This window comes from Kitasatospora sp. NEAU-69 (assembly GCF_057158765.1).
In genome coordinates this window covers 191,001-210,006 of record NZ_JBWXUE010000001.1, presented here as the reverse complement: position 1 = coordinate 210,006, position 19,006 = coordinate 191,001, and the positions used below count along the sequence as shown (strand labels likewise).

General features: G+C 70.1%; 18 protein-coding genes. 6 read left to right on the top strand and 12 right to left on the bottom strand.

The features are described from left to right. Positions 1-366: 366 nt before the first annotated feature. Positions 367-489, bottom strand: a complete 123-nt coding sequence (locus AC060L_RS00885; protein ID WP_483796221.1) for an ammosamide/lymphostin RiPP family protein — start codon at positions 487-489, stop codon at positions 367-369. Between the two features lie 135 nt (positions 490-624). Here AC060L_RS00885 and AC060L_RS00880 point away from each other — a divergent pair, with 135 nt between their 5' ends. Continuing rightward, positions 625-1,953 carry an MFS transporter gene (locus AC060L_RS00880; protein WP_483796219.1) on the top strand — a complete coding sequence of 443 codons (1,329 nt, stop codon included), beginning with the start codon at positions 625-627 and terminating at the stop codon, positions 1,951-1,953. A gap of 276 nt (positions 1,954-2,229) precedes the next feature. Here AC060L_RS00880 and AC060L_RS00875 read toward each other — a convergent pair whose 3' ends face one another. The 3 genes from AC060L_RS00875 to AC060L_RS00865 all read right to left on the bottom strand — a co-directional run bounded on the left by AC060L_RS00875 (position 2,230) and on the right by AC060L_RS00865 (position 4,382). Beyond that, a complete protein-coding gene (locus AC060L_RS00875; RefSeq protein ID WP_483796217.1) occupies positions 2,230-2,727 on the bottom strand; it encodes a hypothetical protein in 498 nt (165 codons plus the stop codon). A gap of 170 nt (positions 2,728-2,897) precedes the next feature. Further along, on the bottom strand, positions 2,898-3,494 hold the full coding sequence (locus AC060L_RS00870) for an NADPH-dependent F420 reductase (RefSeq protein ID WP_483796216.1): 597 nt from the start codon (positions 3,492-3,494) through the stop codon (positions 2,898-2,900). 69 nt (positions 3,495-3,563) lie between these two features. Continuing rightward, entirely contained in the window at positions 3,564-4,382 is an 819-nt protein-coding gene (locus AC060L_RS00865; protein WP_483796215.1) for a 3'(2'),5'-bisphosphate nucleotidase CysQ, read from the bottom strand. Between the two features lie 140 nt (positions 4,383-4,522). Between AC060L_RS00865 and AC060L_RS00860 the strand changes: the two genes are divergently transcribed. Continuing rightward, positions 4,523-5,428 (top strand): LysR family transcriptional regulator, encoded by a 906-nt coding sequence (locus AC060L_RS00860; RefSeq protein ID WP_483796213.1) that lies wholly within the window; start codon positions 4,523-4,525, stop codon positions 5,426-5,428. A 194-nt stretch (positions 5,429-5,622) separates the two neighbouring features. On the opposite strand, the gene AC060L_RS00855 is transcribed toward AC060L_RS00860, so the two are convergent. Both AC060L_RS00855 and AC060L_RS00850 read right to left on the bottom strand, forming a co-directional pair. After that, positions 5,623-5,796 carry a family 1 glycosylhydrolase gene (locus AC060L_RS00855; protein ID WP_483796212.1) on the bottom strand — a complete coding sequence of 58 codons (174 nt, stop codon included), beginning with the start codon at positions 5,794-5,796 and terminating at the stop codon, positions 5,623-5,625. A gap of 226 nt (positions 5,797-6,022) precedes the next feature. Continuing rightward, positions 6,023-6,253 (bottom strand): hypothetical protein, encoded by a 231-nt coding sequence (locus AC060L_RS00850; protein ID WP_483796211.1) that lies wholly within the window; start codon positions 6,251-6,253, stop codon positions 6,023-6,025. Positions 6,254-6,485: 232 nt separating this feature from the next. On the opposite strand from AC060L_RS00850, the gene AC060L_RS00845 reads away from it, so the two are divergent. After that, positions 6,486-6,893: an effector-associated constant component EACC1 gene (locus tag AC060L_RS00845; RefSeq protein ID WP_483796209.1), complete on the top strand. Its 408-nt coding sequence runs from the start codon at positions 6,486-6,488 to the stop codon at positions 6,891-6,893. Positions 6,894-6,901: 8 nt separating this feature from the next. Beyond that, entirely contained in the window at positions 6,902-10,774 is a 3,873-nt protein-coding gene (locus AC060L_RS00840; RefSeq protein ID WP_483796208.1) for a caspase, EACC1-associated type, read from the top strand. A 375-nt stretch (positions 10,775-11,149) separates the two neighbouring features. Here the strand turns inward: AC060L_RS00840 and AC060L_RS00835 are convergent, their stop codons facing one another. Continuing rightward, positions 11,150-12,508: a GH1 family beta-glucosidase gene (locus AC060L_RS00835; RefSeq protein ID WP_483796206.1), complete on the bottom strand. Its 1,359-nt coding sequence runs from the start codon at positions 12,506-12,508 to the stop codon at positions 11,150-11,152. Between the two features lie 688 nt (positions 12,509-13,196). On the opposite strand from AC060L_RS00835, the gene AC060L_RS00830 reads away from it, so the two are divergent. Further along, the gene (locus AC060L_RS00830) at positions 13,197-14,705 is read left to right on the top strand and encodes an MFS transporter (RefSeq protein WP_483796204.1); all 1,509 of its coding nucleotides are present in this window, start codon (positions 13,197-13,199) and stop codon (positions 14,703-14,705) included. Further along, positions 14,702-15,265, top strand: coding sequence for a TetR/AcrR family transcriptional regulator (locus AC060L_RS00825; protein ID WP_483796202.1), 564 nt, complete (start codon positions 14,702-14,704; stop codon positions 15,263-15,265). The genes AC060L_RS00830 and AC060L_RS00825 overlap by 4 nt, the downstream gene beginning before the upstream one ends. 219 nt (positions 15,266-15,484) lie before the next feature. Here AC060L_RS00825 and AC060L_RS00820 read toward each other — a convergent pair whose 3' ends face one another. From AC060L_RS00820 to AC060L_RS00800, 5 genes are read right to left on the bottom strand one after another with little or no spacing between them, the layout of a single operon-like run. Then, on the bottom strand, positions 15,485-16,588 hold the full coding sequence (locus tag AC060L_RS00820) for a lactonase family protein (protein ID WP_483796200.1): 1,104 nt from the start codon (positions 16,586-16,588) through the stop codon (positions 15,485-15,487). Positions 16,589-16,632: 44 nt separating this feature from the next. Further along, positions 16,633-17,136 (bottom strand): acyl-ACP desaturase, encoded by a 504-nt coding sequence (locus AC060L_RS00815; protein ID WP_483796199.1) that lies wholly within the window; start codon positions 17,134-17,136, stop codon positions 16,633-16,635. Continuing rightward, complete coding sequence (locus AC060L_RS00810; RefSeq protein ID WP_483796197.1) at positions 17,137-17,412, bottom strand: acyl carrier protein; 276 nt, start codon at positions 17,410-17,412, stop codon at positions 17,137-17,139. 56 nt (positions 17,413-17,468) lie between these two features. Further along, positions 17,469-18,692, bottom strand: a complete 1,224-nt coding sequence (locus AC060L_RS00805) for a beta-ketoacyl-[acyl-carrier-protein] synthase family protein (protein WP_483796195.1) — start codon at positions 18,690-18,692, stop codon at positions 17,469-17,471. Then, a complete protein-coding gene (locus tag AC060L_RS00800) occupies positions 18,689-18,985 on the bottom strand; it encodes an acyl carrier protein (RefSeq protein WP_483796194.1) in 297 nt (98 codons plus the stop codon). Before AC060L_RS00800 ends, AC060L_RS00805 begins: the two co-directional genes overlap by 4 nt. Between the last annotated feature and the right edge of the window lie 21 nt (positions 18,986-19,006).

Sequence of the window (19,006 nt, the reverse complement as noted above, 5' to 3'; positions counted from 1 at the left end):
GTCCAGGACATTCAGCATTCAGCAATGACCCATCGCAGAAGTTTGCGTTCAGCGGTTCGCCGGAAACCCGGGGCGCAAGGCAGAGCAGGGCATGGCAATGCCCTCCGCACGGTCGGCCGGGAATGCACGTCGGCAAAGGCGGAGAATCTGCGGGACAGTTCGTTCACGCCAATTCGCGGACGGGCCTGGCGAAGCAATGAGAAAAGGTGGGGAAACTGAATTCAACCCAATGGTGCGAGAGGCCCCGCCGCCCGAGCCCGGGATGGCGCAGACAACGCCACACCGAGCACGGTCCGTGCGGCGGAACCTCTCATTCCCCCGTGAGAGCGTTAGCGCCGTACCGATCTTCCGTCAGCTGGCCCGACGTCAGGCCAGGGCGAGCGGAGCGATCTTGTTCTCGATCTCGTCGAGACTGAACTCGATGTCGTCGAGGTCGTCCAGCGCGTCGAATTCGTCCAGGCCATCGGCCTGCTCGGCCACGTTCTCCATAATGGGAACCCCCGATTCCGTGAATTGATTCATGCGCATGCGGTCCGGTCGCAGCGTAGTCAGACTAACCTTGCAATTACTGGGCTGCAAGGGTCCGTACAGACGCAGTGCAATGGATCAGGAGTGTTACCGCCCATGCGGATCTTGTCCACTATTGGTAAAAATCTGGCGTACCGAAGCTTCTGGGGTGCCCGTACGTCCTCCTACATCGGTGATTTCATCACCCTGACCACCGTCGTTCTCTACCTCCAGGGCACCGGGGCCGGCCCGGGCCGACTGGCCATCGCCCTGGCCGCCCGCGCGCTCCCGCAGGCCCTCGGTCCGCTCGCCGGTTCCGTTGCCGACCTGGTGGACGCCCGCAAGCTGATGATCGGGTGCGACCTCGGGCGACTGCTGCTGATCGGCTTCCTCGCCATCGCCCTCCCGCCCTTCCCCGTACTGGTCACCGTGCTGGCCGTCACGTCCCTGCTCTCCACCTTCTTCCTGCCGGCCGGGAAGAGCACCGTCCCGAAGATCGTGCCGCGTGACCAACTGGGCTCCGCCAACGCATTCCTGGGGATGTCGCACAACGTCAGCCTCGCCGTCGGCCCGGCTGTCGGTGCACTGCTGTTCGCGCACAGCGGCCCGCAGACGGCCTTCACCATCGACGCCCTCTCCTTCGCCGTCTCCGCTCTCCTGCTTCTGCGCCTGCCGCCGCTGCCCGGCGCAGCCACCGGCGCCACCGGCAGCACCGCTCCCGCCATGACCGGCGACGGCCGACCGGCGGGCGGAACCCTCGCCGCCTCCCGGGCAGGTGCCCGACGGGTGATCGTCGATATGGCGGAGGGCCTGGCCTACGTGGCCCGGCACCGCACCGCCCGGATCCTCGCGGTCGCCCTGTTCCTCGGCATCTCACTGGCCGGGCTGGACAACGTGGCCCTGGTCTTCCTGTTCCGGACCGAACTCCGCACGGGAGCCGAGGCCGTCGGGCTGGCCTCCAGCCTTTACGGAGCAGCCATGATCGTCGCGCCGCTCCTGCTGCTCCGCGCCACCGGTCGCACCCCCCTGGGCGGCTTCTTCGCCGCCGGCCTGGCAGCCAGTGGCCTCGGCCTGCTGCTGACCGGCGTGTCGCCCACCGCGGCCGTGGCCGTCGCCTGCTACGCGATCGCCGGCGTCGGCAACGGGCTGGAGAACGTGGCCTGCGACACCCTCCTCGGCCGGACCATCCCCGAGCAGCTGCTCGGCAGGGTCTTCGGCGCGATCTACGGCCCGATCTTCCTCGCCGAGACCGTCGCGGCGGGCCTGGGCAGCGCCCTGCTGGTCGTCATGTCCCCCCGCAGCGTCTTCGTGGCGGCCGGCTGCGGACTGCTCGTACTCTGCATCGGCGTCAGGATCGCGCTCTCCCCCGGCACCCGGTCGGCACCGTCCGCGACCGGCCACCCCGACACCGACAGCAGCCGCCCGCACGAGCCCGACCCGGCCTGACGCCGCGGGGCTCCACCGGGCGGGCACCCGGCACCGGCGGTCACCGTCGGCGCCGCCCTCCTGGCGCGGTCGGCACCGTACGACTGACGCCGCGGCCGGGGGTCCGGCGTTCTGTCATACCCGTATGCGGGACCACCGTAGTCGGGCCGGCACCTCAGAATCCTGCGCCGCGTGTCTGTGCGGCCGGGACGTCAGCGGGAAGTCCGTCAGCGGGAAGTCCCAGTGCCGCAGGCTCGTCGTGCCCGGGGCAGCTCAACTGGTGCGCCAAGTCGTCGGCTACTGCGGGCAGCCCTCGGCGTTCCGGCTCGGATCGGCCTCGGCATCCCGGCGGTCCAGAGCCTCTGCGGTCGCGGGGTACTTGGCGCGGAGCCGGTCCCGGAGGGACTGGGCAGGCTTGCCGGCTGCCGATCCCGCGTCTGGTTGCGCCCCCGGGCCGGGGACCACGACTCCGGGGGCACGCAGCTGCGTCAGCTCCGCTTCCAGCTCGGCGACACGGGCCTCGAGTCGCTGCACGTCTCGGGTCGCATCCTTGTATCCCTCCTGGTTGCGCCTGGCGAGGTGTGTGAGGGTGTCCACCCGGTCCGCGAAGGCGTCGCGTTCGGCTGCGATCGACTGCACGACCTGGCCGGCGATGACTGCGGCAATCCAGTCGACCCATTCGTTGATGCGCTCGGTGCCCGGGTCGCCGATCAGCTCGACATCCTGCAGGCCTTTGAGCATGGCCGGGCGGATGGTGTCGGCGATGCGCTGCTGCGGGCCGGGCTGCTCGGTCACAGCTGCTCCTCGATGACGATTCGGACGGCTTCGCCGACCGCTCTGGTGCGGCTGGTGTCGGGGAACCGATCCTCCCACGCGCCGGCTGTCCATTCGACGCGAGCCGGCGAGCGAGCCTGCGCGGCCGTGCAGTCCACGCTCTTCCTTGCCCGCCCAACGGCGGTCCGGGGTCAGCGAGTGATCGAGATCGCGAAGGGGACGAATCCGCTGGAGCGGATCACGTGGGGTACGAACAGGATCGCGGCCTCCGTGGCGCGGGCGGTCCGAATCCCGCCGAGGTCGGTGATCCACTCCTCGTGCCAGCCGAGGTCGGTGAGGAGTTCGCGGACGGCCTGCTTGGCCCCGGGGTCCTCGCCGGAGACGAACACCGTGGGCGTCTGGGTGAGCGTGGCCGGCGCGGTCATCACCGGGAAGAGCATGGTGTTGAGTGTCTTGACGACGTGTGTTTCGGGGAGCGCTTCCTGGAGTTGCTCGGCGAGACTCGAACCGGGGTAGAGCAGGTCGGCGGGCAGTCCGTCCGGTCCGTCGATGGTGGCGTTGGAGACGTCGACGAGGATCTTGTCGCGAAGTTCGTCGCGCAGGGCGGCGAGTCGGTCCAGGGAGCCGGCGCCCGGGGTGGCGTTGATGACGATCCGGGCTGTTCGGGCGGCGTCGGCGGCGGCGCCCGGCGCGCGGTCCGCCACGGTCACCTCATATCCTGCCCGGGTGAGGGCGGTGGCCAGGTTGCCGCCGACGCGGCCGTTTCCGAGAACGGCGATCGTGGTCATGATGATCTGGTCCTTCCGTGCGTGCGGGTTGTGGTGCGGAGTCAGCGGTGCGCAGTCAGCGGTGCGCAGTCAGCGTGAAAGCGTGGCGACGGCCTCGGCGTGGACGCCGGGCGCGGCGGCCAGGAAGCTTTCGCTCTGCGGGGTCCAGGGGCGGCCCTCGGCGTCGGAGATCCGTCCGCCGGCCTCGGTGACGAGGAGCGCGCCGGGCAGCAGGTCCGCTCGGGCGCCGGCGAACTGCCAGAAGGCGTCGAGCCGGCCGGCGGCCACGTTCAGCAGGTGCAGGGTCGCGGGCACGGCGACGCGGACGACGAGTGCGTCGAAGAGCATCGCGGTGATCGAGGAGCCGACGCGCCGCACGACCTTCTCGTCCTCGTCGGGCCGGGCCTGGCTGGTGGCCACGATGCTCAGGCCGAGGTCCGCGGTCCCGGAGACGTTCAGCGGCCGGCCGTCGAGGTGGGCTCCCGCGCCGGTGAGCGCGGTGTAGGTCTCGCCGGTCAACGGCAGGTGGACCACGGTGAGCACCGGCTGGTTGTCCCGCACGAGGGTGGCGGTCACCGCCCACTCCGGCAGGGCGTGCAGGTGGTTGACGTTGCCTTCGGCCGGATCCACGACCCACCACTCGCCGGGCGGCAGCGCCCCGCCGTCCAGCTCGTCCTCCACCCAGCCGGCGTCCGGGCGCAGGCTCGTGAGGCGGGGACGCAGGATGCCGAGGGCCCTGTCGTCGTTGGCGGCGAGCGCGCTCATCAGCTCTTCGCGGGTCCGGTAGGGGACCCCCTCGCCGTACCGCTCGCGCAGTGCCGAACCGGCCTCACGCACGGCGACCGCGGTCCGGTCGAGCAGCTCGGCGTCGGAGACGGTGGCGTCAGTGCTCTGAAGCGTTTCGGACATGGTGGAACTCCCGTCTGAGAAAGGGGCGTTGAAGAGGATTTCGGGCCAGGACGCGCGTTCCGTCCTGCGCCGTGGTGACGACGCTATCCACCCCCTCCGTTAACATCAAATGCATGTCAAGCATGGCTGGGATTACTCCCATGCAACTGGATCTGAATCTGCTCACCGCGCTCGACGCGCTGCTGGAGGAGGGCAGCGTGGCCGGGGCGGCAGCACGACTGCACGTCACCGCCCCCGCGATGAGCCGGAGTCTGGGCCGGATCCGGCGCACGACCGGGGACCAGATCCTGGTGCGCACCGGCCGCACCATGACCCCGACGCCCTATGCGATCGCCGTCCGGGCGCAGGTGCACGAGCTGCTGCACCAGGTCCGGGGCGTGCTGGCCCCGAGCCGTGAACTCGATCCGGCGACGCTGGAACGCACCTTCACCCTCCGCTGGCACGATTCCCTGGTCGCCATGAGTGGCCCCGCGCTGCTCGCGGCCGTACGCGGACAGGCCCCGGGCGTGCGACTGCGCTTCGTCGCGGAATCGAGCACCGACACCCCCGAACTGCGCCGCGGCGAGGTCGATCTGGAGGCGAACGCCAACCGCCCGGGCGCACCCGACATCCGCGCCGAGCAGGTGGGCGAGACCCGCCTCGTCGCCGTCCTGAGGCAGGGACACCCCCTCACCCGCGCCCGCACCGTCACCGCGCAGCAGTACGCCGCCGCCGAACACGTCACCGTCTCGCGACGCGGAAACCTCGGCAACGCCGTCGACGACGCCCTCGCTCGGCTCGGCCTCACCCGCCGCGTGGTGGCGGCCGCCCCCACCGAAGCGGCCGCGCTGCAGTTCGCGCGCGACACCGACCTCCTGATCACCGTCCCCGAAATCACCACACGCACCGCGGCCGCCGACCTCGGCCTGGCCGTACTCCCCCTGCCGCTCGAACTCCCCTCGGCACCGGTGTACCTGTCATGGCACCAGCGCTACGACACCGACCACGCCCACACCTGGCTGCGCGCACTGGCGCGAACCGCACTGGCCACCCGCGGAGCGTCGTAGCCGACGCCGTACGGCCGCGCGCCGCACCTGTCCGGCACGACCGTCCGGGCGCGGCCGGGCCCTCCCACTCCGAGCGCCTCGAACACCCTGCCTTCTGCGGAAACTCTGAGGCGCAGCTGCTGCTGGCCGCGTCATCCAGATGGCCTCTCGGCCTATGCCAAGAGGCCATCCATCCCACAGCACCTGGAGGCCAACTACCTTGGGCGGTATTCCCGCTGGGTGGCGATCAGGTCGCGGTACCAGGCATAGGAGGCCTTCGGGGTGCGGCGCTGGGTCTCGAAGTCGACGTGCACCAGGCCGAATCTCTGACTGAACCCCTCGGCCCGCTGCCGGTACAGCCGCAGGCATCGTCGGCACTGGTAGCCCAAGGGGCACGGGCCTCATCGGCCGGCGGCCACCCGCACGGCTACCGTACCAGCGGCCGGTTCCGGGTAGCTCCGAGTCCGCCGCGAGTGCACCCGGAACCGCGAAGCACGGCTGCGGCTCCACAAGGGCGACGACACCCTTTCGGTACGGCCAAGGCTTCCGCCATGGACACCAGCCAGCGTGTGGACACCACCACTCAGGCCGATGTCCCGGTTCTGCCAACCGCCATCAGGACCGCCGGTGGCGCATTCGCAGAGCTGAACACACTCGGGGCAGTTCTCTTCTGTCACCGCCAGCCCACTCGCCGTCGCCGAAGTTGGCCGCCACACGATCGGAGTGGTCCTCATGTCCGGGTGCCAGGGCACCGAGCAGGCCGAGGAGGACGAGCAGTTCGCGCTGCACCGCGGGCGTGAACAGCTCCCGTTCCTCGTCGTCCGACTTCACCTCGATCCCGCCCACCGCCGAGCTCGATACAGCCGCACAGGATGTCGGCTCGAGGCACCCCAGCACGCCCGGGGAAACGGCGCACAACCCGCGCACACACCAAACACTTCCGCGCGCCCGTACGCCCGCGCCGTTCACGTCAATCGCCGTCCTGTTTCCGCCAAAGGGCGGATCCGTAGACATGGTCCTGTACTACGCTCGTCACTCCGCGTGCGAATCGACACGCGGACTGTTGCGAGGGGGAGTCGTGGAAGAGCTTCAGGAAGCACAACACCGGATCGAGTTCCTGGACAGCGACCCGCTGCGGGCACGGCGAGAGGCCCGCGAGCTGACCGCAGCGCTCTCCACTCGCGCAATCGAGGCAACTCTCCGCCTTCCCGGCGCCCAGCCTGCGGCCGCCACCGACAAGGGATCCGACGTGGCGGAGTTGGTCGGGGTACTGATCTCCGGTGGTTCCCTCGTCGTCTCAGTCGTGCAGACCTGGCTCTCGCGCGTTCCCAACCGCACGATCAGCATCACGCGGCGTTCGGACGGTGCGACGCTCACAGTCTCAGGCAGGCAGGCGCGCGAAGACGCAACCCTCCTGGAGAGCTTCCTCGCCGAGGGCTCCGCAGGTCGGGAGGAACAGGACGACTCCGCCGAGTCCGAAAGCTGAGCCCGCGCATGGACAACGACCGCTACGCACTCCTCCTTGGTGTCTCGACCTACGAGAGCGACTCCTACCACGACCTCCCCTCCGTCCGGGCCGACCTGCACTACATGCGCGCCGTGTTGGAGAGCACGGAGATCGGGATGTACAACGAGTGCGCCGTGGTGGCCGAGCCCACCCGGGCAGAAATGCTGCGCGCACTCGAGGACTTCCTGGCAGAACGCCAACAGAGCGAGACGGCGCTGGTTTACTTCAGCGGCCATGGGGAGTTCTGCGAGGAGGACAACCAGCTCTACTTCCTCACGCAGGACTCCGACCGCTCGAACCTCCCGGGAACGGCAGTCTCCGCCGAATTCCTGGAGCAGACCCTTCAGGAGTGCCGGGCCGCCTCGAAGATCGTCCTGCTGGACTGCTGCTCCAGCGGCTCCGTGGTTCAGGGGTGGACCGCCAAGGGCGCCGAACCGGACCACTCCCCCGACGGAGCGGAGCAACCGTACTCGGGCGTTGCCCGCAGCACCCTCCTGCACCCGACCGGGGTGTACTTCATCACTGCCTCAGACGCACTTCAGGCAGCCTCGGCCATGGCACCGCCCGGTTCGACGCTCGGGACGTCCCGCTTCACGGGTGAGATCGTCGAAGGACTGCGCAACGGGCGTATCAAGGACGGTGGGTGGATCAGCCCGGATGACCTCTTCACCTACCTCACCCAACAGATGGCGCGCAGTGGCGTGCCCGAGGAGCAACGCCCCACCAAGTCCACAATCCGTGCCACCCGGAACCTCCCGTTCGCCCGCTCAGTGGCCCAGCCCGTCTTCTTGCCGCCCGCGCCCGGGCAAAGTCCGCAGGGAGAGGCCCCCTCGTCCTCCCTGCTCAAGGCGCGGCTCCGGGCAACAGCCGAGGAGAGTGCTGGTGCCGATTGGCAACGGCTCATCGGCTACTACGTCGGCTGCATCGCCGCCGAGGCGGCCTCGGAAATGCTCCCCCAACGTGACGGCGGCGAAGGGAGCAGCTACTTCCTGCTCGGCTCCGGTGCGGAACTGATCCAAAGCGGCCTGGAGCGCTCTTTCCGCGCACCCCGGATCCCGGAGCGCAGGGATGGCCGGGAGAACGAGTTCTGGTACGGGTACCCAGCGATCTCCCTGCCGACCGAGGAGAGCGCCAACCGCGGCCGGCTATCCGTGCGTGTGGCGCCCCTCCTGCTCCAGCAGATGGAACTCGCCCCGGACGAGGAGGGTCGATCCACGCTCCGGCCAAGCGGTGTGCCGTCCTTGCACAGCGGGCTCCTCACACAGCTCATGACCGTGGAGGAGGCCGCAGAACTCGTTGCCCGCTGGCAGCCCGCCTGGCAGGAGGGCAACGGGGCCCAGATGCTCCGGGCCGTCCGCGAGCTGCTGGCGGAACTCAGGCTGCCGGAGCTCGAGCCTTTGGATCTGTCTGCGCTGACTCGGGAAGGCGTTGTCACCACACTTCGCCCCGGTGCCCATAACACCGCCATGTTGCTGGTGACGTCGGGCTCCAACCAGATGACCCAGGGACTCGTGGGCAATCTGGACTACATGGCCGCTCACCCGCACTTGATCCGCGGTACGGCTCTGGAATCCCTGCTGTCCGGTCAGCGCCTCGACTCCACGACTGGCGGACCCGTCACCGTGGTGGCCTCCGGCCCGTGCAACGAGAGCCAGGAGGCGGTGATCCGCTCGGCCATGGAAAACGCTGTCACCGTTGCCACCGGTCCGCCAGGTACCGGGAAGAGCGAGGTGGTGACTGCACTCGTCGAGACGTGTGCCCAGGCGGGGCAGTCGGTCCTCGTGGCCTCTACGAACAACGAGGCGGTCAACGTTGTCGCGACCCGTTGCGAGGACATCGCGCCCGGCCTGTTGATCCGTACCGGGAACTCCAAGGCGCTGCAGGAGGAGGCCACGAAGCTGGAGCGGCTCCTCCGCGAAACCCCCCGACCGCCCGGACGGAGTTCGGCCACTGTCGCGGGTGAACTCCGCATAGTCGCTACCCGACTCGGCGACCAGCGCCGGTCAATGGGGCGACACGTACTGAAGGAACTCCAGCTAACGGAGCTCCATCGCCTGCGTGAGTCCCACGCGAAGTCGCTCGATGTACCCGGCAGTGTCCTCTCAGCCGCGTGGGCGAACGATGATGAGGCTCTCCAGCGATGGGAAGACCGGGCACGCAGCGCCCTTCGAGCACGGTGGGTGGCTCCTGGCTGGCGCCGATCACGCGCAACGGCCGCCTTCGTCAAGGCTGCTACTGCGGGCACCGGCTCACCGTGGCCGATCTCCGTAACCGGAGACCGTGAAATCCTGACCAGGCTGGCCGACTTCACCGTGATCGAAGCCGAGTTGAGGGGTCTTCTGTCACAAGTGAACGCTGCAGACGACCAGACCATGGCAGCGGGGTTGTCGACCATCGCCAGCCGGCTCTCCGCACTGTCCGTCGAGGCTTCGCAGTCCAAGTCCTCAGAAGCCCTCCGTGCGGCGCGGGAGGCGATGGACGAGCGGCTTCAGGCACTTCGCCAACGGAAGTCCTTCCAGAAGAGCCAGAAGCAACTGCTGAGGCATATCAAGGGTTGGGCCATCAGCACGCACTCGGTGCGCCAGTTGGAGCAGTCGCCGAAGCTCTTCGACCTGGTCATCATCGACGAGGCCAGCCAGTGTTCCGTCCCATCAATCCTCCCGCTACTGTTGCGTGCCAAGCGGGCACTGATCATCGGCGATCCCATGCAACTCGGGCACATCGCCTCGATCTCACCCCGACAGGAGAGGGTTGCCAGGGAGCGGGCTGGTCTGAGCGCCGCCTGGTTGGAGGAACACCGGCTCTCCTACCGGACGCACTCCTCGTACGACGCCGCCCGCTCGGGAGCGTCGTCGACTCTGCTACTCGATGAACACTATCGCTGTCACCCCGAGATCGCGGATGTCGTGAACGGCTACTGCTATGCGGGGCGGCTGAAAGTACTCACCGATGTCCGGGCCCAGCTGCCGGCCGTGGACCTGACGGGGAGCCCTGGTCCCGGAGCCGTACTGTCGTGGGTCGACGTACCCACCGGGGAATCCGCCCGGGGCGGGCGCGGGGGCTCCTGGTGCAACACCATGGAAGCGTCGGCCGTCGAACGAGTGGTGGCCGAGCTGTTGAGCCGTCTGCCTGCCGATGCAAAGATCGGCGTCGTCACGCCCTTCCGGGCCCAGAAGGAATTCCTGGAGCGGAGACTGCGCGACGACCGCGTCCTGGTCGGAACGGTCCACGCCTTCCAAGGCGGCCAGCGCGACGTCATGGTCCTCACCCTTGTCGCCACCGACAACGCGCCGAAGACCACAATCCACTGGGTGGCGAGCCAGATGAACCTCTGGAACGTTGCCATCACCCGTTCCAAGTCTCAGCTGATCACGGTCGGCCACCGTGCGTTCTGGCAACAGCACCCCGGGCTGCCAGCCGAGTTGGCGAGCCGGTCGGTTCCGGTGGACCTCGACCGAACCACCGGGGCGACTCTGCTCGATCACGTGCCCATTTCCTCGGCCGCGATGTCCGCAAGGCGCACTGACCTCGCCGACCGGCTCCAGGCCCACCTCGACGACCACGGGATCCATACTGTGGAACGTTCGTCTCTCGTCGGGGGCACGACCGTCGACTTCGTGGTCACGACACGCGACCCGGACTCGGGAAATGACGAGAACGTCGTGCTGGTCATCGACGAAGGCCCGCGAGACGACGAGGAGCCGGGGCGCCACCTGCGTCTCACACAGGCTCGCTGCGATCTTCTCGTAGGACTGCCTTCGGGTGGGGTCGGGGCCAAATCGGCGCCAGTCAGTCGGAGCATCCGCATTCCGGCATGGCGCATCCTGGCCGGAAAAGGTGTACCAGGTCTCACCAGTTGAGCATGCAGGATCCCTCGGAATCAACGCGCCTGGTCGGCGAACGACGGCCAGGCGCCCCTCCGTTCAGCCGCGTAGCAGTCCACCGGTGGACCTCACTTCCTCGGCACAGCATGCCCCAGGCCGCTTCACGCTGCACGAGTCTCTCGGCGCGGAACTCCTACCGGGTGGGCACGCACTGGTGAGCGCCCCCGGATTCGCAAGACCCCCGTCCCGCACGTCCAACCCGCGGCTGAACCGCTGGCGATGGGCTGCGGACTTGTCGAACACCCTGTCTTCTGCGCAGTGTCTGGGCAGACCTACTACGGGCCGCGCCCTCCAGATGGCCCCTCGGCCGATACCAGGAGGCCATGCATCCTGCAGCCTCCGTGAGGCCAACTACCTTGAATGATAAGCACGGTGAGTAGCAATCAGGCCCCGGTACCAGCCGTACGACGCCTTCGGAGTGCGGCGCTGGGTCTCGAAGTCGACGTGCACCAGCCCGAACCTTTGATGGAACCCCTCCGCCCACTCGAAATTGTCGATCAGGGACCAGGTGAAGTAGCCGCGGACGTCCACGCCTTCGGCGACCGCTGCCGCGAGGGCGTCGAGGTGGCCGGCCAGGTAGTCGATGCGGGGCTGGTCGTCGATGGTGCCGTCCGGGGCGGGCTCGTCGGCGACCGAGCAGCCGTTCTCGGTGATGGTGATCGGGGGCAGCGCGGCGCCGTAGCGATCGCGTAGGGCGAGCAGGAGTTCGCGCAGGCCGTCCGGAACGACCGGCCAGCCGAAGGCCGTTCGCGGGACACCCTCGATCTCGGCCTCGGCGAAGGGGAGTTCGCCGGGCTCGGCCGGGGCGGCGATCCGGGTCGGGTTGTAGTAGTTGAGGCCGAGGCCGTCCAGCCCGGGGACGGCGATGAGCTCCAGGTCGCCGGCGCGGACGCTGCCGCCGAGGTCCTCGCTGACGCCGAACGCGCTCAGGTCCGGGTAGCGACCCAGCAGCAGCGGGTCGGTGAACAGCCGGTTGTGCAGCGCGTCATACGCGGCGGCGGCCGCCAGGTCGGCTGGGGAGTCGCTCGCCGGCCAGACCGGGGTGAGGTTGTTGGCGATCAGCACCTCGTGCCCCCGCTCGTGCAGCGCCGCGGCCGCCAGCCCGTGCCCGAGGAGTTGGTGGTGGGCAGCCGGTAGCGCATCGAGCATCAGCGTGCGGCCCGGCGCATGGATCCCGAGCGCGTAGCCGAACACCATGTGCACGAAAGGCTCGTTGAGCGTGATCCAGGCCGGGATCCGGTCACCGAGCCGGTCCGCGACGATCTCGGCGTACTCGGCGAAGCGGTAGGCGGTGTCCCGCGCCAGCCAGCCGCCGCCGTCCTCCAGGGCCTGCGGCAGGTCCCAGTGGAACAGGGTCGGCAGAGGGGTGATGCCGGCGCCGAGCAGGCCGTCCACCAGCCGGTCGTAGAAGTCGAGCCCGCCGACGTTGGGCGCACCGGCGCCGGTGGGCTGGATCCTGGGCCAGGCGATCGAGAAGCGGTAGCCGTCCAGCCCCAGGCCCCGCATCAACTCCACGTCCTCAGGCCAGCGGTGGTAGTGGTCGCAGGCCACCGCCCCGGTGGACCCGTCCCGCACTGCACCGGGCCGGGCGGCGAACACATCCCAGATCGAAGGCCCACGCCCGTCCTCGTCGACCGCCCCCTCGACCTGGTAGGCAGCGGTCGAAACACCCCAGCGGAAGCCCGCCGGAAGATCAAGACGGTTCACCATGCCCTGGCCCCTTTCTGAAACGCGAGGAACCCTCATGTTAACGGAATAGGACTCAACCACCAGAGACAGCACGGCGATTCAGGGACCGGATGTGCGACAGAGCTCTCGTCGGCACGCCACCTGCCAGATCCGGCAGGGGCCGCAGGCACGGCAGAGCGGCGTACTCAGATCGGACGCGACGGGCCGGGGCCGCACCGGCAGCTGATCGGGCAACCTCCGGGCGCGGACGTCCCCTGCCCCGCCCGCGATCACCTCTCCCAGAGCGCGAGCGTCCGCCCTGCCTCCGTGGAGGTCTGGCGACGGGCCACTCGCTGCCGGCCGGCTCTTGTCTTGCACAGGGGTCCACACCGCAGCCGCGCCTGGATCAGCCTCTCCCCCGGAGTCATGGCCGCCCTCCACCGCCAAGCACACATCCAGATGGCCGCCCCCGGCAGCCCATTCGAGGGCCTCGTCTTCGCCCGCCCCGGCGGCCGACTTCTCTCCCCCCATGAGCGGCCTTCACGAGCAACCCCTTGCCCGCCTGTCGCTGCAGGTTTTGCCCGGCCACCCAAGGCATGTCATCATTTGAAGACATCAATCGATGACATCAGATGATGACATCTCCTGGCCGCCAGCCGCGGAGATGCCGGGGGCCGCCTCCCAGCCAACCGGTCCAGCTACTCGATCTCCCACGAAGGAGGGCGCGCCCATGCAGACGCCGACGGGCACCTCGATGCGACGTGAGCGGGCTCTGGTGCCCGTCCTGGTGTTCCTCAGCGCCGTGGTGGCGGTGATCAGCAGTCTCGGCGCGCCGATGATCCCCACCATCGCGGCGGTCGACCACGTCTCGCTCTCCGAGGCCCAGTGGTCGCTGACCATAACGATGCTCGTCGGGGCGGTCGCCACCCCGGTGCTCGGCCGTCTGGGAGACGGGCCGCACCGCCGTACGGTCACCCTCACCGCCGCCGCCGTGGTGGTGGTCGGCAGCGTGCTGGCCGCGCTGCCGCTCGGCTTCGGCTGGCTCGTCGCAGGGCGCGCGCTGCAGGGCGTCGGGCTCGGGCTGACCCCGCTGGCCATCGCCACCGCGCGGGACAGCCTGTCCGGCGCGGCCTCCCGCTCGACGGTCGCGCTCCTCTCCGTCGCCACCGTCGCCGGCATCGGCCTCGGCTACCCGATCACCGGCCTGATCGCCGAGGCCTTCGGCATCCACGCGGGCTTCTGGTTCGGCGCCGTGATCAGCGCCCTGGCCCTGCTGCTGGCCGCCCTGGTCCTGCCCTCGACGGCAGAGCGCGAGCGGCGCCCGCTGGACGCGCTCGGCGCCGTCCTGCTCGGCCTGGCCCTGGTCGGACTGCTGCTCGTGCTCAGCGAGGGCGAGACCTGGGGCTGGGGCAGCGGCCGGCTGTGGACGGTGACGGCCGCCTCCCTCCTGCTGCTGGTCGGCTGGGTGTGGCACGAGCTGCGCACCGCCCACCCGCTGGTCGACCTGCGCGCGCTGCGCAACCCCGTCGTCCTGACCGCGGACGTGGCCGGCCTGGTCGCGGGCACCGGAATGTACCTGCTGATGTCGATGGTGATCCGCTACGTCCAGACCCCGACCGGCACCGGCTACGGTCTCGGTGCCTCGGTCGTGGTCGCCGGCCTCGTACTCCTGCCGTTCTCAGCGGCCAGCCTGCTCTCCAGCAAGGTCGTCCCCGGCCTCGCCCGGCGCACCTCCTCCACCCTGGTGCTCCCGCTGGGCTGTGCGCTCGCGCTGGTCTCGACGCTGCTCTTCCTGCTCGCCCGCGACCACCTTTGGGAGCACCTGGTGGTGATGGGGATCGCCGGCCTGGGCGTCGGCTGCACCTTCGCCGTGATGCCGGGGCTGATCGTCAAGGCGGTGCCCGCCCACGAGGTCGGCAGTGCGGTCAGCTTCAACCAGGTGCTGCGCTACGTCGGCTACTCCACCGGCAGCGCGCTGTGCGGCGCCGTACTCCAGGCCCACACCGCGCCAGGCCACCAGTTGCCCGCCGACAGCGGTTACCGGGACGCGGCACTGATCGGCTGCGCGGTGTGGGTGGTGATCGGTCTGGCTACGATCGTCCTGCCGCGGCTCGGTGCCGCGACCGCCGCCCGCGGGGGCGCGCGCGTGGACGAGGAGCTGATCGTGGAAGAGAGCATCGCCGACGGAGTGGCCGGTGGCGGCGAGGTGCCCGCCCTGCGCGCCGGGGCCGTACGGTGACCGCAGAGCCCCGGCGCCGCGACGCCGCCCGAAGCCGCGAAGTCCTGATCCAGGCGGCGACGGAACTCTTCGCCGAGCGCGGCTTCGAACGCACCACCATCCGCGAGATCGGTGAACGGGCCGGCGTGGACCCGGCGCTGATCGCCCGGTACTTCGGCGGCAAGACCCAGCTCTACCTGGCCACCGTCCGTGACGAGCTGGGCGACACGGCACCGGCCGACCTACTACAGGAGGATCGGCTGCGCAGCCTGCTGGAGCGGTTCACCCAGCGCGGCCCCGGCCCGACCTTCCAGGCCGCGGTGCTGCCCGGCGACAACACCGAGGTACAGCAGGCAGCCCGCACCTACCTCCACGAACGACTGGTCCAACCCCTGCACGACCGCTTCACCGCCGAACAGGCGGACCGGCCGCAGCTACGAGCCGAACTGGCGGCAGCGGCCTTCATCGGCATCGTCCTGGCCCGCGCCGGGGGCGCGTTCGACGAACTCACCGCGACCGACCCCGAGGAACTGCTCCCCCTCCTGCACGACCTCCTCGCCGCCAGCCGACCCACCCAGTAGACCCGTCCGCCGCCGCCGGCCCGACCGGCCCACAAGCCGAGCCGGACGGTCGTCTCACGATCACACCGGCCCCGCCCGGGTGCTGCGCCGGTGGCGGGTCTACCGGCTCGGCGCCGGCACCGGATAGCGATCAGGGGGACTGGCTGTCGCCAGCCCACAACGGCATGTTGCCTCACGCCTGCATTGATGATCTCGCTGCGACAGCCTGGAGTTCGATCATCAGGTCCTGTTCACGACCGCGATGCCCACAGCGCTCGCCGGCAGTACCGACGGGCTGTCAACAACCTGCGCGCCGCCGGCGCCGAAGCGTACGGCCTGCAGGCGGTTGTCCGTCGCGTCGCGGACGTAGAGGACGTCGCCGCGGCCGAGTGCCTCGTCGGTCGGGTGGCCGCCTACGGTGGCGGCGATCGGGGCGGTCAGGGTCAGGGCGCCGCTGCGGACCGAGTAGGTGGAGATCGTCCCGGTGGCGGCGTTGGCCACGTAGGCGGTACCGGTGGCGTGCGAGACCACCAACCAGCAGGCAGCGCCGCCGCCGTCCGGCAGGTAGGCGAGTTGGCGGGCCGTGCCGGAGGCGACCGAGTACGTGGTGACCGCGCTGGCCGCCGCGTCGGAGACCACCGCGTCACCCCGGTTGTCGAAGTCGAAGCCGAACGGTACGGCGGCCGCCGAGGCGGTGCGGGAGGCGGCGGAGGCCATGCCGTGGCGGTCCACGGTGAAGGTGTCGAGGGAGTTGCTGCCCTTCTCGGTGACGACCAGGCGGCTGCCGTCGGGCGAGAAGGCGACCTCGGCCGCCCCGGCCGCGCCCGCGGACAGGACCTGGGTCGAACCGGCCAGCGGCGCGAGCACGCCGTGGTGCAGGCGGAAGCCGGCTATCGTGCCGCTGCCGGCGTTGAGGACGTAGACCAGGTCGCCGTGCACGGTCACGCTCACCGGGCGGGTGCCACCGGAGGCCACCGTGGAGAGGGCGGTCAGGGTGCCATCCTCGGCAACCCGCAGCGCGGTCACGGAGTTCGAACCCGCGTTGACGGCGAGCAGGACCCGGCCGTGCTCGGCGGGCACGACCGCGCCCTGCGAGCCGAGGCCCGCGTCCGAGCCGAGATCTCCGGTCGGATAGGAGCCGGCCGGGGTCAGCACACCGTCGAGGTCGTGGAAGGCCAGCACGGTGTTGCCCGCCGCCGCGTTGGACAGCGTGTACACGGTGGCCGCGCGGCCGGTCGACGCGGACGCGACTCCAGGGGCTCCGGCGACCGCCAGGGCGCCGCCCAGCACGGCGGCGACGGCCAGGGCAGCACGGACGCGAAGGTTCCTCGCAGTGATACTCACGCCAAACTCCTCGGGAGGAAGGGGATTTCGTGATGCCCACACTGCTACCCGCCGGGCTGTCGTGGGAGCCCGAAAGCATGACCGAAAGAACCCCGTAATGACTGCCCGTCAGCACGCGCGGGCCCGGCCCGGCCGAGGTTCTGCTCGGGATCCCAGGGCGGGCCATCCGTCCCTGCGGTGGCGCAGGACCGTGCCACGCGCTCGCGCAGGTCGGCGAGCCGCTGCTTCTTCGCCGCGAGGGACTCCATGTGCAGGCCGATCCGGTCGCGGGCGGCCTCCCCTGCGGGCCCGAGGTCCCCGCGTTCCATGAGGCGCAGGGCGCGGAGCATCGGGACGAGCACGCGGTCGTGGTGGACGGCGACGTCGTAGAGGCCCGAGAGGACGAAGCGGGCGGCCTGGGTTCGGAAGGCCGGCATGCCGTGGCCGGGGAGCCGGAACGTGTCGATGACGTCGGCGAAGGCACGGGCCATCAGGTCCGGGTTCACCTCGAATGCGGCGGCGCACAGGGTCCGGTAGGCGCGGCCGGCGGCGAGCTGCCGCCCGATCACCTATCCAGCGGGCGCCGACACCGCCGCAGAAGCGCCCAGGAGCCGCAGTGCGTCGTCCAGCGTGCTGTTGGCGGACAGACTCCCGAGTCGCTCCAGCAGCTGGTGACCGGTGCGCTCCTGGAGCATCACGACCCATTCCATCAGCGCCAACGAGTCGAGCCCCAGGTCGGCGAAGGTCGCCATCGGTCCGATCTCCTCGCGCGGCACCTTGAAGTGGGAGCACAGCACGTCGACGAGGAGCGTCTCGTCGAGTTCGGGGGTCGTCTCATCGTGCATGGCTGTCTCTCCTCGCTCGGTCTCCGCTGTCCGCGGGAGGCGGTTGTCTCTGTGGGTCAGGACCTGGTCAGGACGAGGACGGCGTTGTGGCCGCCGAAGCCGTAGGAGTTGCTGGCGACGGCGTCGATCCGGACGGGCCGGGCCTTCTTGCTGACGACGTCGAGGTCGATGTCGGGATCGATCCGGTGCAGGTTGGCGGTGGGTGGAACGATCTGGTGCCGCAGGCTCAGGACGCTCAGCGCGGCCTCGATCGCCCCGGCCGCGCCGAGCGCGTGCCCGGTGGTGCCCTTGGCGGAGGTGACGACGGGCGGGTGACCTCGGAAGATGCGCTGGAGCGTGGCGCCTTCGATGCGGTCGTTCATCGGCGTGCCGGTGCCGTGGGCGTTGACGTGGTCGATGTCGGTGAGCTGCAGGCCGGCGTCGGCCAGAGCGGCGGTGAAGGCCCGTTCGATGCCGATGCCGTCGGGGTGCGGAACGGCGTAGTGGTGGCCGTCGGTGGAGGCGCCGTACCCGGCGAGGTGGGCGAGGGCCGGGGCGCGCCGGGCTCGGGCGTGCGCCGCCCGTTCGAGGACGAGGACTCCGGCGCCTTCGGCGAGGACGAAGCCGTCCCGGTCGGCGTCGAACGGGCGGCTCGCACCGCTCGGGTCGTGCAGCCGGGTGGACAGCGCCCCCATCTGGGAGAAGCTGAGCGAGGTGAGCGGGTGACACGGGGCCTCGGCGCCGCCGGCCAGGGCGATGTCACAACGACCGGAAGCCAGCAGGTCCTTGGCGAGCCCGATCGCGGTGGCCCCGGAGGCGCACGCGGTGGTGACGGCCATGCTGGGACCGTACGCGCGGAGCGCGATGCCGATCTCCGCGGCGGCGGCGTTGGTGGTCGAGCGGGGGATGGTGAGGGGGGAGATCGTCGTGTAGTCGTGGTCGATGAGCTTGCGGGAGGCGGTGAGGATGCTGTCGCGGCTTTCACTGCCGACCCCGATGACGACCGCGACGCGGGTGCCGTCCCAGGTGGCCGGATCCAGCTTCGCGTGGGCCACGGCTTCGCGGGCGGCTGCCAGCGCGAGGTGGACGAAGCGGTCCATGCGCCAGGCGTCGCGGCCGTGCAGTGTCCTGGCGTCGAAGTCGGGAACCCGGCAGCTGATCGGCACGGTGACGTCGCCCAGCTCCGGGTCGATGGCGGCCGTGGGGCGGCCCGCGCAGACCGCGTCCCAGGTGGTGGTGGCGTCCAGGCCGCCGGCGGTCAGCAGTCCCAGTCCGGTGACCGCGATGTGGTCGGCGCTCATGCGCTGATGACGATGTCGGCGCGCGCGGCAGCACCCGGGCTGTTGCCGCCTGCCGGTAGCTGAGCTGCTTCGACGGCCGCCACCGCCTGGGCGATCGTGGTGTCAGCGGACCTCAGCATGTCGTCGGTGGGCAGGCGGAGGCCGAGTTCGTCCTGCAGCACGCACAGCAGCTCGACCGCGCCGAGCGAGTCGAGGCCCAGTTCTGCGAAGGTCGCGTCGGGGGTGATGTCAACCTCGGGGATGTTGAAGTGGTGGGCGAGCTTGGCCTTGACGGGCTCGAAGAGTGTCGTCATGTCTCTCCTTGACGGGTGCGC